General features: G+C 53.2%; 11 protein-coding genes. 4 read left to right on the top strand and 7 right to left on the bottom strand.

Annotation, left to right across the window (positions count from 1 at the left end):
- Positions 1-2 precede the first annotated feature (2 nt).
- From ACMHXI_RS13625 to ACMHXI_RS13610, 4 genes are all read right to left on the bottom strand, one after another.
- On the bottom strand, positions 3-434 hold the full coding sequence (locus tag ACMHXI_RS13625; protein WP_109247455.1) for an acyl-CoA thioesterase: 432 nt from the start codon (positions 432-434) through the stop codon (positions 3-5).
- A gap of 174 nt (positions 435-608) precedes the next feature.
- Complete coding sequence (mtnC, locus tag ACMHXI_RS13620) at positions 609-1,289, bottom strand: acireductone synthase (RefSeq protein WP_025888419.1); 681 nt, start codon at positions 1,287-1,289, stop codon at positions 609-611.
- A 239-nt stretch (positions 1,290-1,528) separates the two neighbouring features.
- The gene (locus ACMHXI_RS13615; protein WP_062793330.1) at positions 1,529-4,660 is read right to left on the bottom strand and encodes an efflux RND transporter permease subunit; all 3,132 of its coding nucleotides are present in this window, start codon (positions 4,658-4,660) and stop codon (positions 1,529-1,531) included.
- 16 nt (positions 4,661-4,676) lie between these two features.
- Positions 4,677-5,816, bottom strand: a complete 1,140-nt coding sequence (locus ACMHXI_RS13610; RefSeq protein WP_025009159.1) for an efflux RND transporter periplasmic adaptor subunit — start codon at positions 5,814-5,816, stop codon at positions 4,677-4,679.
- 469 nt (positions 5,817-6,285) lie between these two features.
- Here ACMHXI_RS13610 and ACMHXI_RS13605 point away from each other — a divergent pair, with 469 nt between their 5' ends.
- Complete coding sequence (locus ACMHXI_RS13605; RefSeq protein ID WP_025009160.1) at positions 6,286-7,233, top strand: LysR family transcriptional regulator; 948 nt, start codon at positions 6,286-6,288, stop codon at positions 7,231-7,233.
- Positions 7,234-7,372: 139 nt separating this feature from the next.
- Positions 7,373-8,110, top strand: coding sequence for a TorF family putative porin (locus ACMHXI_RS13600; RefSeq protein WP_054744273.1), 738 nt, complete (start codon positions 7,373-7,375; stop codon positions 8,108-8,110).
- A 126-nt stretch (positions 8,111-8,236) separates the two neighbouring features.
- Here the strand turns inward: ACMHXI_RS13600 and ACMHXI_RS13595 are convergent, their stop codons facing one another.
- Positions 8,237-8,698, bottom strand: coding sequence for a GNAT family N-acetyltransferase (locus tag ACMHXI_RS13595; RefSeq protein ID WP_025009162.1), 462 nt, complete (start codon positions 8,696-8,698; stop codon positions 8,237-8,239).
- Positions 8,699-8,785: 87 nt separating this feature from the next.
- Positions 8,786-9,445, bottom strand: a complete 660-nt coding sequence (locus tag ACMHXI_RS13590) for a 7-cyano-7-deazaguanine/7-aminomethyl-7-deazaguanine transporter (RefSeq protein ID WP_025009163.1) — start codon at positions 9,443-9,445, stop codon at positions 8,786-8,788.
- 168 nt (positions 9,446-9,613) lie between these two features.
- Here ACMHXI_RS13590 and ACMHXI_RS13585 point away from each other — a divergent pair, with 168 nt between their 5' ends.
- Positions 9,614-10,381: a substrate-binding periplasmic protein gene (locus ACMHXI_RS13585; RefSeq protein WP_413735185.1), complete on the top strand. Its 768-nt coding sequence runs from the start codon at positions 9,614-9,616 to the stop codon at positions 10,379-10,381.
- Here ACMHXI_RS13585 and ACMHXI_RS13580 read toward each other — a convergent pair.
- The gene (locus tag ACMHXI_RS13580; protein ID WP_025009164.1) at positions 10,378-11,736 is read right to left on the bottom strand and encodes an isochorismate synthase MenF; all 1,359 of its coding nucleotides are present in this window, start codon (positions 11,734-11,736) and stop codon (positions 10,378-10,380) included. The two genes, ACMHXI_RS13585 and ACMHXI_RS13580, sit on opposite strands and share 4 nt — an antisense overlap.
- A gap of 350 nt (positions 11,737-12,086) precedes the next feature.
- Between ACMHXI_RS13580 and ACMHXI_RS13575 the strand changes: the two genes are divergently transcribed.
- Positions 12,087-14,237, top strand: coding sequence for a TonB-dependent receptor plug domain-containing protein (locus ACMHXI_RS13575; RefSeq protein WP_413735182.1), 2,151 nt, complete (start codon positions 12,087-12,089; stop codon positions 14,235-14,237).
- Position 14,238 lies beyond the last annotated feature (1 nt).

Genomic DNA, 14,238 nt, shown 5'->3' with positions numbered 1-14,238 from the left:
GCTTAAGCTTCCTGGCTGTGTTGCCTGAGAATGGTCAGCAGTTCCTGCGGTAGTTTGGCCTTGGTGCCTTTCTTGAAATCGTACATCACGGCGACAGAGCTGCCTGTAGTGGTAATGGCTCGCTGCGCCTTACTGTACGCCTCGTAATGCATGGTAAACCTGTCTTCACCTATGTCGCTTATTCTGATGCCTATCAACAGGGTATCCGGGTAGGTGACCGGGCGCTTGTACCTGGCCTGGTTTTCGCTTATTACCGGCCCCATTCCCTGTTTGTACATCTCACCCAAGGGAAAATGGCGGTTGAAGAAGTCGATTCTGGCGGTCTCAAAGTAGCGGAAATAGACCACATTGTTGACGTGTTGCAGGGCATCCATTTCGCCCCAGGCCACCGAGATTTGCGAGTGTTGTGGGTAACGCTGAGTAAAATCTTCCATATTTAAACGACCGTTTTATTTTTGTTGGCTCAGGATAACAACAGCGGCTCTCTGTCTCAAGAGGGGAACAACATTCCGTACAGGCGTTGATTTTCCGGGATACGAAATAGGTGTTGTAAACAATTAAGGGGAGCCATTGGCTCCCCTTGATTTAGCGGCTAACTCTGCTTGTTATCAGTCAATCTTCAGCTCGGCGAAACTCTTCACCTGCCGGAAATCGCCTGTGCGTTGTCCGGCCTCTCGTACCATTTGGCAGGTGATCAGCCCGGCAGCGGCAGCGGCCTTGAGTTCGTCCACCATGTCGGAGACAAACAGTATCTGCTTGGGGCTCAAACTTATGGTGTTAATAATGTTGCAGTAGGCTTGCTTATCCAGCTTGCCGCCGGTGCGGGTATCAAAATGACCGTTGAACAACTCGGTCAGATCGCCGCCGTCACTGTGGCTGAACAGTAACTTCTGGGCTTCCACTGAGCCGGAAGAGAAGCTGTATATCCTGAGTCCCTGAGCCTTGTATTCCTTGATGGCTTCAATGAAGTCAGGATAGATATGACCGGTGAACTCGTTCTTGGCATAGCCCTGTTTCCAGATCAGGCCCTGCAGCGTTTTCAGCGGCGTGGCCTTGCGGTCTTCGGCAACCCACTGCTGGAGTATTTCTATTACCCGCGGCAGATCGGCATCTGGCTCCAGCGCCATCTCTTTGGTATCGCTGATACAGTTTTCTACCAGGATATTATCTTGATAGCGTTCCAAAAATTCCGGCAATGCCTTGGCCGAATAGGGGAAAAGCACATCCTGAATAAAGTTAAGATCTGTCGTAGTGCCGGCGGTGTCGACGACTATGGCTCTGATACCCATAAGGTGAATTACTCCAAAAAGTGCTGTTTTCTGTGCAGATCCTAAGCTTTATTGGCGCGCTTGACCAGCTTCTTTAACCCTTTGTTTCCCTCCAATTTTACATTTTGGGCGGCATGCCAAGCCCAGAGGCCGGATGTGAGGTATGCAGGTGTTAAGTGATTGAAGCTCAATGGAGAAGTAGCCTGCTGCAGACAACAAAAAGCCCGGCACAGAGGCCGGGCTTTGAGGTGACAGGCGAATTACTCGGCCTGTTTTCGCTGTTTGCGTTCTTCGCGCTCACGCTTACTGAACATGCGCTCTACCACCACGAAGAAGAGTGGGATAAAGAAGATACCCAGGAAGGTCGAGCTGATCATACCGCCCAGTACCCCGGTACCAATGGCATTCTGACTGCCTGAACCCACGCCTGTACTGACGGCCAGTGGCACAACCCCGAGGCCGAATGCCAGCGAGGTCATCAGAATTGGCCGCAGACGTACCCGCACCGCGTGCAGTGTCGCGTCAATCAGCTTGGCACCCTGCTCATAGTATTCCTTGGCGAATTCCACGATAAGAATGGCGTTCTTGGTTGCCAGACCTACAGTAGTCAACAGACCCACCTGGAAGAACACGTCGTTTGGCAGGCCGCGGCCATTCATGGCGATCAGGGCACCGATAATACCCAGAGGCACCACCAGAATTACCGCGAAAGGCACAGACCAGCTTTCATACAGGGCCGCCAGTACCAGGAATACCACCAGAATCGACAGTGCGTAGAGCGCAGGCGCCTGGTTGCCTGACAGACGTTCCTCATAGGAGAGGCCGTTCCATTCGATACCAAAGCCTGGAGGCAGTTGGTCAACCATGCCTTCCATGATGTTCATCGCTTCACCGGTACTGAAGCCTGGAACCGTCGCACCCTGTATGTTCATCGCCGGCAGGCCGTTGAAGCGTTCCAGGCGTGGTGAACCATACTCCCAGCTGCCGGTGGCAAAGGCTGAGAAGGGCACCATGTCTCCCTGGGTGTTACGCACATACCAGGAGTCCAGATCTTCAGGTTGCATCCGATACTTGGCATCGGCTTGAACATAAACCTTCTTCACCCGACCACGGTCGATGAAGTCGTTGACATAGGAGCCACCCCAAGCGGCAGAAAGCACGTTGTTGACATCACCTATGTTGACACTCAGCGCACGCAGCTTGGCATGATCTATGTGTAGCTGATACATGGGCGCATCTTCCTGACCATTGGGGCGTACACCCACCAGGTTGGGATTCTGAGCCGCCATGCCCAGCAGTTGGTTACGGGCCTGAACCAGCTTTTCGTGTCCTTGACCATTCTTATCCTGCAGGAAGAGGTCAAAACCGTTGGCCGTACCCAGCTCAATTACCGCAGGTGGTACGAAGGCAAACACAAAGGCTTCTTTCATCTGGCTGAACACCGCCATGGCGCGGCCGGCAACCGCCTGAACATCACTGCCTGGAGCAGTACGCTCAGACCAGTCTTTCAGTCCAACGAAGGCGATACCCATGTTCTGACCCTGACCGGCGAAACTGAAGCCTGCCACACTCAGAACTGATTTGACGTTTTCGTCTGCCAGGAATTGATCCGAAACCTTCTCCAATACCTTCAGGGTACTTTCCTGAGTGGCGTTGGTTGGCAGAATCGCCTGGGTAAACAGAATGCCCTGATCTTCGTCCGGCAAGAAGGCGGTTGGCATGCGGATAAAGATCCAGCCTACGGCCACAACCAGCGCCAGATAGATGGCACTCATACGTACCGAACGTTTAATGATGCCGGCAACAGTACCTTCGTACTTACCCGTCATGCGCTCGAAGTTACGGTTAAACCAACCGAAGAAACCGGTTTCGGCGTGGGTATGCCCTTTCTTCAGCGGTTTGAGCATAGTGGCACAGAGCGCCGGAGTCAGTACGATTGCCACCAATACCGACAAGGCCATCGCCGATACGATAGTGATGGAGAACTGACGGTAAATAACCCCGGTAGAACCCGACATGAAGGCCATAGGTACAAACACAGCTGACAGTGTCAGACCTATACCCACCAGTGCGCCGGTGATCTGGCCCATGGACTTCCTGGTCGCTTCTTTGGGACTAAGTCCCTCTTCCGACATCACCCGCTCAACGTTCTCCACCACCACAATGGCGTCATCCACCAAGAGACCGATAGCCAGTACCATGGCGAACATGGTTAGGGTGTTGATCGAGAATCCGGTGAAGGACAGGATGGCGAAGGTACCCAGCAAAACCACAGGCACGGCGATCGTTGGGATCAAGGTGGCGCGGAAGTTTTGCAGGAACAGATACATGATGACGAACACCAGTACCACGGCTTCCAGCAGAGTATGAACCACACCTTCGATAGAGTTCTTCACGAAGGGGGTTGTGTCATAGGGATACACCACCTGCATGCCGGCCGGGAAGAAGGGACGCATCTCTTCGACTTTGGCGCGAACAGCTTCGGCAGTATCCAGCGCGTTGGCACCGGTAGCCAGCTTGATTGCCAAACCTGTAGCGGGGCGACCGTTATAGAGTGACTCAATGGCGTAACTCTCGGAACCCAGCTCAACCTTGGCAACATCGCCCAGATAGACGTTGGCGCCCGAGGCGTTGGACTTGAGGATGATGTTGCGGAATTCCTCAGGCGTCTGCAAACGGCTCTGGGCCGAGATAGTCGCATTCAACTCCTGGCCTTGAACCGCAGGGGCACCACCCAGCTGACCGGCAGAAACCTGGGCGTTTTGTTCTCTGATCGCGGCGATCACGTCCAGAGTCGTCAGGTTGTAGTTGGTCAGCTTCAGTGGGTCGACCCAGATACGCATTGAGTACTGGGCACCGAACAGGGTGGTTTCACCCACACCGGGCACACGACTCATGGGGTCCTGAACGTTGGAACCTACGTAATCGGCGAGGTCGGCCTTGGTCATGGAGCCGTCTTCAGAAATAAAGGCGACTACCATCAGGAAGCCGGAGCTGGATTTGTTAACCCGGACACCTTGAGCCGTTACTTCCTGAGGCAGCAAGGCCATGGCGGCCTGCAGCTTGTTCTGAACCTGAACCTGGGCGATGTCGGGATCCGCTTCGGCGTTAAAGGTCAGAGTGATTTCGGCGTTACCGAAGCTGTCACTGGTGGACTTGATATAGCGCAGGTGGTCTAGACCTGTCATGCGCTGTTCAATCACCTGGGTCACAGAGTCTTCAACAGTTTTGGCCGACGCACCTGGATAGTTGGCAGCAACCACAATGGTTGGCGGCGCTATATCCGGGTACTGGGAAACCGGCAGGGCCTTAATGGCCAGGACACCTGCCAGCATGATAATAATCGCGATCACCCATGCGAAGATGGGGCGATCGATAAAGAAACGTGCCATAACTTCCGCCCTGTTATTACTGGTTTGCTGTCATGGGTTTAGCCGTCACTGGCATGCCTGGACGGATTTTCTGCAGCCCTTCGACAATCAGTTTGTCACCAGGCTTGAGGCCATCGGTAACCCGCCACTGGTGATTGATGACATCGGCAGTCTTGATAACCCGAGCTTCCACCTTGTTTTCGGCGCCAACCAACATGGCCACAGCTTCACCCTTTGGATTACGGCTGATAGCCTTTTGCGGTACCAGAATTGCTTGAGGATCGACACCTGTGTTGAGAATGGCGCGAACATACATACCTGGCAGTAGTGTGTGATCCGGGTTCGGGAACTCGGCTCTCAGAGTCACAGAACCTGTGCTCTGATCGACACTGACTTCGGCAAACTGTAAGCGACCCTTGTGATCATAAGTCGAGCCATCTTCCAGTAGCAGAGTCACTTCAGCATCATCGGAAGCCTGCAGTTTGCCAGCTTTCAACATGCTCTTGAGACGCAGCATCTGGGTGCTGGACTGAACGATATCCACATTGATGGGATCCAATTGCTGGATAGTCGCCAGAGGTTGAGCCTGGTTGGCGGTCACCAGAGCACCGGCAGTAACGCTGGACTTACCGATACGGCCGGAGATAGGCGCCTGTACTTCGGTATAGTTGACGTTAATGGTTGCAGTATTGATGGCCGCCTTGGCCACTTCCACCGCCGCCAGCGCTTCTTTATAGGAAGCATCTGCCTTGTCGTACTCTTCTTTACTTATGTACTTGGTCTTGACCAGTTCCTGGTAACGGGCCTGAGTTGCCTTGGCAGACGCCAGAGCCGCTTCGGCGCGGGCCAGATCGGCTCTGGCACTCTGCAAAGACGCCTTATAAGTAGAAGGGTCAATCTGATACAGTGACTCACCCTGCTTCACATCTCCACCTTCGGTAAAGCTGCGCTTCAGAATGATGCCGTTGACCTGAGGCCGAACTTCGGCTTCAAGGAAAGCTACGCTGCGCCCAGGCAGTTGCACTTGCAGTGCCTGCGGAGCCGACTTGACTTCGAGGACACTGACTTCCATAGCGGGGGCCGCCTGATTGCTTTTGGCTTTTTCAGCTTCCGACCCACAGGCCGTCATCCATAACGCCATACTTACAACTGAGGCAACTTTTAATACATGCCGCATGATAACTCCTAATCAGTATCTGCTTGCCGGGAAGGAAAAATGTCTTGTACGACAGGCTTCCTGGCGCAGTTAGCCAGCAAAATTTTCGAACCCATATTTATCGCACAAGCATTCTGTATCAACAAGCTACAGGATAAGCGAAAAGTGTAAATGAATGAAAATTTTTTAATCAATAAACGACACTATTGCCATTTATTTACATTTAGTTGTGAGATTTATGAATTCAACAACTTATGTATCCAAATCCCGTTTTTGCCCGTTTGGGAGAGATTCTGTTTTTGCCCTGAAGGCAGAGAGTTCTTTCCCAACAACAGCAAGCGTTTTATGGTTGAGCGAACCAAGGCAAAACTGCATAAATTTCTCTGCGTCATGCTGGATCCTCCACCGCGAGGCGAGTATTCTACTACTGTCACTATAATTTGATTAGTCACATAGAAATAAACCCACTGTCCCACAGGTGCAACAATAAATGGATCTAAACAGGGTACAAATATTTGCTCAAGTTGTTGAGCAGGGTAGTTTTACCGGCGCGGCCAAGGCGTTGGGGCTTACCAAGACCACCGTCAGTCGTAAAGTTGCCGAATTGGAGAAGGCGACCGGTGTTCAGCTACTGTTCAGAACCACCCGGGCATTGAGGTTAACCGAGGCCGGCGCCGAGTATTACAACAAGATCACCAAGATACTGGTAGACCTGGAAAATGCCGAGGCGCAGCTCAGTGCCAACCAGCAGAGGGTCAAGGGTAACCTAAGGGTGGTCTGCCCGATCGAGATGGGGCAGCTATTTCTCGGTCCGGTATTTGCCCGCTTTCTTGAGGCCTACCCGGATATCACCATAGAAGCTGAGCTGACTAATCGCAAGGTGGACATGGTTGAAGAAGGAATAGACATACTGTTCCACCTGTGTGGTATCGAAGATTCACGCCTGCAGCATTACCAACTGGTGAAGACCAGCACCACCCTGATGGCCAGTCCGGAATACCTTAAACGCCACGGTACTCCGCAGACCCCGGATGATCTTTGGCATCACAAGGGCATAGAACAGGGGGGGATCCAGCTCATCAATGATGGTTGCTGGAAGATTTTCGATGGTAAGGAGTGGCAGGTGATCACTCCGGAGGTACAGCTCAAGGTCAACAATATTACCTTGGCCCGGGAAGCGGCCATTGCCGGTTTGGGGATCACTTGTCTGCCTCCCATGATCGCCGATGAAGCCTTGCAAAAGGGGGAGTTGGTGGCCGTGCTGGAAGACTTTCCCATGGAACATAACACCCTGTTGCTGTCTTATCCAAAACGGGCCTATTTGCCTCGTAAATACATAATCTTTATTGATTTTATCTATCAGGCCTTGTTCGGTTACTGGGGTAACATGTTGCTGGAGATCCCCGAGTATGTGAAGCGCCCCGAAGGCTTCGAATAAGCCGCTAAGACTGCGGCGTTGCCGCAGTCATTCATAATTGTTCACATTCATTCCTCCATGGTTCATTCACCTAGATAACCCTGTTCACAACTTCTTCTTACTATCCGGGCTAACAATAATCATGCTCTGGTGGATAAAGATGAACCCAACTCATAAGCTGTTTTTATCAGGTTTGCTGCTGTGCAGCAGTTCTATGGCTCTGGCAGACGAAGCTCCCCGTTTCGCCGGTGGCAGTTTTGCCGGCAATCTGACCTTTGCCTCTGACTATGTGTTCCGTGGCGAATCGGAAACCCTGGATGGCGATGTGCCTGTAGTCCAGGGCACATTCAGCTGGAACCATGATGCCGGCTGGTATGCCGGGGTGTTTGCCTCCAACATCAAGTTTGCCGACCCCAACCTTGAAATAGTCACTGCGCCTTTCATCGGCAAGAGCGGTGAGTTGGGTGATTCAGGTTTCACTTATGATGTCATGCTGTTCTCTTATCTCTATCCGGGTGCGTCCTACTCCAACTACACAGAGCTGTGGCTGAAACTCGGCAAGTCTTTCGGTCGGGCCCATCTGCAACTGGAAGTGACACCGACCGTAGATGACTGGTTCGGTGTCGATGGTTGGCACGGGGTCAACTATGCCCTGCACCCCAGTTACAGTTTCGAGAACGGTATCAAGGTTTCCGGTTCTGTCGGTTATCAGGACCTGAGCGGCAATGGTGCCGAAGGATGGGGACACTGGAACTTGGGGGTAAGTAAGGAGTTCTATGGCTTCAACCTGGATCTGCGCTACCACGGCAGTACAGTTGAATCAGACCACAAGGTTTATGGTACCCAGACAGAGATCTTCGATGACAGATTGGTAATAGGTATCAGCAAGGCGTTTTAAGAACTGCTTCCCTGCAGTCTTTGTGAGTACGCCGGTTGGCGTACTCTTTTTTTAGGTAAGGTGCGAACAAGCCTGGATGCAAGGCGTGGTTCGCAGCAAATGGCCCTAGTCCTTTGCAAGACTTCCTTAGTACATGCTCTTTTCAAGATAGAGACGGTTGTCGGCAATATGTCCAGGCTCGGCGCGGAAGTCCACCACCTGATACTGATGGCTGATCAGCATGTTCAACATAGAGCGGAACTGGTTGCGGGTCTTGACCTGGATCTGCTTGTAGCCGGCCTGGGTGGCCCAGCGTTCCTGAGCCTCAAGCATGCTGCGTGCCAGTCCCAGACTGCGATAATCGGGTAATACACCGCCCAGCCAACTGTAAAAACACTGCTCATCCAGAGCATAACCCAGCTTGAATCCCGCCAGCTCACCTTCCACAAAGGCCAACAACAACAAACAGGCATTGCCTGTCAGTCGACGCTCGAACTCCTGCTTTTGGTAGCCGGAATCAAACTCGGGGATCTGGGCACTCAAGGCCATGATCTCATCGATCTGTTGCTGATCTATTTCAGTAATAGCTTTGATTTCAATGGAGTACATCATCATTCTCTCAACGGACCGCAAAATGTCACAGGTTGCGGGATAAAAACTGGCCAAAATTATAACAGGTCTGGCCAGTTGAATGCATCAGGAGAATTGCTGCTGGTTTTCCGTCTGTAAGATCTTGTCCTGAAGTACCCGCAGCAACACGCCATAGGCCGGCAGGAACAGCCCCAGACTGACCAACAGCTTGAAGCCGTAATCCACGGCGGCGATTTCCGGCCAGTTGGCGGCCATGAAGGGGTCGCTGGAGGCGAAGAAGGCGATACTGAAGAACACCAGAGTATCCACCAGGTTGCCCACCAGGGTTGAGGCTGCCGGTGCGACCCACCAGGCACACTGGCGGCGAATTCTGGCAAACACCGCGATATCCATCAGTTGGCCCACCAGATAGGCGGCGAAACTGGCAAAGGCGATACGGAACACAAAGGTATTGAAGTCCGACAGGGCGCTCAGCCCCTGAAAATCACCCTGATGAAACAGTACGCCCATGGCATAGGAGATCACCAATGCCGGCAGCATGGCCTTGAAGATGATCTGCCGGGCGGCGGCCTGGCCGAATATCCGTACCGTCAGATCGGTTGCCAGATAGACGAAAGGAAAGCTGAAGGCACCCCAGGTTGTGTGGAAGCCGAATAGCTGAAACGGGAGCTGCACCAGATAGTTACTGGCACTGATAATAAGGATGTGAAAACTGACCAAGAGGATCAGTGCGCGTTTGAGCTGCGCGCCGGTTAACATTAACATATTGTGACCTTTTTAGTTGGCTGGGCGGGGTGAGGGAACCCGCATCTTCGGTTCGACCGAAAGGGCGCACATTATAGTGCCCATAATCCGGCTGACAAGGGGGAAGCGTAAAAAATGTCCAGTCCATCTCAAGCTACTCTACACTGAAAAGGAAGACAGGAGAGTAAAATGAATCGAATCTGCTGCCTGCTGCCTGCTGCCTGCTGCCTGCTGCTGGCCTTGCTGACTTTTGTTTGGCCGGCCATTGCCGAACCGACCAAGATCCAGATAGCTACCGCCAGTTGGGGCGGTTATACCGAAACCAATGGCGAAGGCTATTATTTTGAGCTGTTGCGAAGGGTCTTTCCCGAGTCGGAATGGCAACTGGAAATCCAGTTTGTGCCCTTTCCCCGTTCCCTCTACATGCTGGAGCGTGAACAGGTGGACATGGTGTTGGGGCTCTATCTGGGGGATATCTCCAAGGGGATTTACAGTGCCAAAAAGGTGGAAACCGAGGTGATAGATGCCGCGGTGACCCCTGAGCTGGCCAGTGTTTGGCAAGGAATGGACTCACTGACCCATCGCAGGGTTCAGGCCCTGATCGCTTATCGCTTTTTTACCCTGACCCAGGTACCCATGCACTATCAGGAAAACAGTAGCCTGCTGGAAATGCTGCGCAAGGTGAATGAAGGCAAAATCGATGCCGTGCTCGACTATAAGCCGGACATCTTGCCGCTGTTGCCACAGTTGGAACAGCCCAGAAGATTGGTGCTTATTGAGGATGTGCTACGGGCAGATGTTTATTTTGCCTTCGCCAATAATCCCAAAGGGCTCGAGCTGAAGGCCTTGTTCGACCAAGGTTTTGAGCAGTTGGAGCGTTCCGGGGAATTGGCGGAGATTAAACAGCAGAGCCTGGAGCAGCTGCAACTGAGGATACAGGAACAGCCATCACCCTAGAAATCCAGCAGAATCGACATTATGGTGGCGAGCTTGTTTTCCAGCTCCTGCCATTCGGCTTCCGGGTCTGAGCCTGCGACTATGCCGGCGCCGGCAAACAGATTGATGCAGCCGGGTTCCAGCAGGGCGCAGCGGATGGCTACCGCAAATTCACTCTCATATTTATTCAGATAACCGCAGGCCCCGGCATACCAGCCGCGCATATAACCTTCCCGTTGGCGCAGAAAACTGATGGCCGATTCCCGTGGCAGGCCGCCGACGGCCGGTGTCGGGTGCAAGGCCTGCAGCAGTTGAAAATCTTTTACCCCGTGCCGTAGCTCGGCGCGAATCGATCTGTGCAGATGCTGAATATGGTTGAGTTTGAAGATGGTCGGTGTCTCATCGGCACCAACATAGCGGCTCAGCGGAGTCAGTGCCTTGACAATATGCTCCCTGACCAGCTGATTCTCATGGCTGTTTTTGCTGTCATCCAATAGCTGCTGCGCCAGTAGTTCATCCTCTTCCGGGCTCAGGCCGCGAATGGTGGTGCCCGCCAGTGCTTCGGTATACAGCTCTTGCTGATGGCGGCGATAGAGACGCTCGGGCGAACAGGAGATAAAGCTGCGCTCGGGGCTGAATTCGAAGCCGAATTGAAAACTGTTGGGGTTGCGCCCTTGCCAACTGGCCAACACCTGCCAGGGATCCGGAGTGTCTTTTACTTGCAGCTGAGTCAGGCGCGACAGCACTACTTTGGGCGTGTCCTGGTTGAATCTGGGGGCAGTCACCTGTTCCACCAGTGTCTTCCAGCGTGGGTAGTCGGGCCTGTCATTGCGTGACAGCTGTTCTGTCTTGGTCGGTGGCGTCATGGGGCGTGCCGGAACCAAGGCATCCAGCGCGGCTTGTGCCTGGGCTATTTCCGCTTGCCTGTCAGCCTGGCCCAGATTCAGGTTAACCAAGAGGCGGAAATGATCTGAACTGCGTCTCAGCTCTATTCTGGGTAACAGGAATCTGGCGCGGCCAAACTCGGGCCAGGAGGCGATTTCGCGGTCGAAGGCGACGCCGCCGTAGTAGCGGATCTCCTGATTACTGGAGTAGGCGCGCTGCTTTTCATAAATTTCGGCCAGGGCCTCGTCTGTGACTTCATCCTCGAAGCGGAAATCCAGACAGCAGCCGATGGCGGCAACCTCCTCGAGTCTGTCTCTTCCTTGCCAATAAATTCTGGGATAGCTGGGTTGGGAAGCCAGCCAGGAGATCAGTGGAATTGCCTGTACCTCGGCGGCCAATTGGACAATAGGCTCTGCTGGCGTCAGCTTGGCCAGTTGACACAGCTTGTCTTTGAGTGACGAAATGGCCTGAGGCAGGGTAAGTGCAGACAAGGGGAGCTCCGAACATCCGAACAAAGGGATCCGGAAGCAGAAAGCGTCCGGCTAACAGTATCTTTAACACAAACTAAAGTTCCACACCTTGAGTGTCAAGCCGTCGAACGGGCCTGTGTGACGTGTAGCATGATCCCATTAATCAGCTTAGGTTAATGTGACACGAGTGGACATTTTTGCTAGGCAAATTGTCTTGATGGGACAATCTGTCCGCGACAGACTCTGTTATCTACTCCCTTTGTATTAATTTGTCGATCTGTATTGGTTTTTACCGTCACTGAGCTTGTAGCTTTTTTGGGCGGCGCCAGAATAGCCCGGATAATCCCAATCAGAAATGACAGAAGAGCCTTATGTCCCATATCCCGGTAAAACTCTCTGCCCTCGCACTGGCGTTGGGCTGTGCCATGCAGGCCAATGCGGCCTCTATCGAACGCGATCCACTGGTCAACAATGCAATGGACGTCATAGTGGTGCACGGTGAGCGTGCCAACGCCACTGAAGTTGCCACTACAAGTTGGAGCATTTCCGAAGATGAAATCAAGGCCTTGGGCGCCCAAAGCCTGGATGAAGTGCTGAAAAATGTTCCCGGTGTTTACGTACGTTACGGCGGCGAGGGTACGCCAAGAGTGGATATCCGTGGTTTCAAAACCCGCCATGTGACCCTGTTGGTCAACGGTGTACCGGCCAACAGTGCCGATGATGGTCAGTTTGATCCCAGCGTGATCCCAACCAGCCAGATTTCCAGAGTCGAAGTCTCCGTTGGCCCAACTTCAGTACTCTATGGCCCAGGCGGCGCCGGTGGTGTTATCAACATCATCACCAAGCGTGGCGACAGCGCCCCGGCAGTATCCGGCAACCTGGAATTGTCCAAGGACGATACCTTCAAGGGTGATATCAGTGCCGCCGGCTCGGGCGACAACTGGCAGGGACTCATCAGTGCCGGTTATCAGCACACTGATGGTTTCCCCATGTATTCTGACTATCAAGTCACTGAGTACCAAGACAAATATCAGCGCAACAACGCAGATAAAGAGCTGACCAATCTGTACGCCCAAGGCAGCTATTGGCTCAGTGACAATACTCAACTCATTGCCAATATGGCGCTGCGTTCAGGCGAGTGGGGTAAGCCACCAAGAGATGGCAGCGGCAGCGGCCGGGTGAAATTTGAGCGCGTCGATGACTATGATTCACAGACTTTCCAGCTGGGTCTGGCACATAAGTTCAATGATACTTTCACTTTCCGGGGTTTTGGTTATCACAACCAGAGCGACACCTATGAAACCGTGTACGGTGACAACAGCTACGCTGAGCTGACCCAGGCTCAGGACGGCCGCTCCAAAGTACAGGGGGCAAACCTGCAGCTGATCACCGACTTCGACACCGCGGGTATCCTGACCACCTCTGTGATTGCTGAAAAGCAGAGCTGGGAAGCGGTAGCCGAAAGCTTAGGTTCCTCCAAGTCCGGCAGCAGCAAGGTTGCAGCAGCCAAGGGCTCAGGTGGTGGTACTGGTTCAGGCGGCGGTAACGGCTCAGGCGGTGGTACTGGTTCAGGCGGCGGTAACGGCTCAGGCGGTGGTACTGGTTCCGGTGGCGGTAACGGCTCAGGTGGTGGTACTGGTTCCGGTGGTGGTAATGGCTCAGGTGGTGGCAGCGGTGAGTCTTTCGATGATTCGGCCTGGGTTTATACTGCGGCGGCCGAATATCAGTTCCAGTCGGAAGGCGATTGGGGCTTTACTCTGGGCGGCGCTTACCACGATATGGACAAGACCGAAGGCAACGAGAACGATTACTCGGCGCTGGCCTCAGGTTTCTGGCAAGCGGCTGACGATACCCGTCTGAGCCTGAGTGTAGCTCGGAAGGTGCGTTTCCCATCCATGCGCAACCTGTACTCCCTGTCTTCAGGCAATCAGGAACTGGAGACGGAAATCTCCAAGCATGTTGAGTTGGGACTGGAGCAAGGCCTGGGTATGAATACCGAGCTGCAACTCTATCTCTATCACACAGATGCCGATGATTACATTGCCAAAGATGCCAGCGGCATGTATCAGAACATGGGCAACTATCGCTTCCAGGGTTTGGATACTGTGCTGTCCAATAACAGCATAGAGAATCTGGATCTGAGCCTGAGTTACAGCTATCTGCATGCCGAAGACAGAGACAGCAGCACAGGTTTTGATGGTCTGGACTATCGTCCCAAGCACCAGCTGCGCTTCCAACTGGGTTACAAGCTGCCTACCGAGACCCGAATCCACCTGAATGTGGAACGCATCATGGATCAGAACTACTACGAGCAGGAGAAGATTGGCGGTCAGAAGGTGTGGCAGGAGAAATCACTGGATGATTACACCCTGGTAGACATCAATCTGGTACAGCCTTTGCTTAAAGATAAGCTAGAGCTCTATTTACGAGCCACCAACCTGCTGGACGAGAACTACTATCAGAGCGATTCTCTGCCTCAGGCAGGTAGACAAGTCTTTGTTGGGATTAACTGGCAGATCTGAT

It is taken from the genome of Shewanella sp. BJSY2023SW005 (assembly GCF_047314585.1).
In the GTDB taxonomy this organism is placed as follows: domain Bacteria; phylum Pseudomonadota; class Gammaproteobacteria; order Enterobacterales; family Shewanellaceae; genus Shewanella; species Shewanella algae.
Note: the sequence above shows the minus strand (reverse complement) of the source record. Positions and strands in the feature narration are given on the sequence as shown.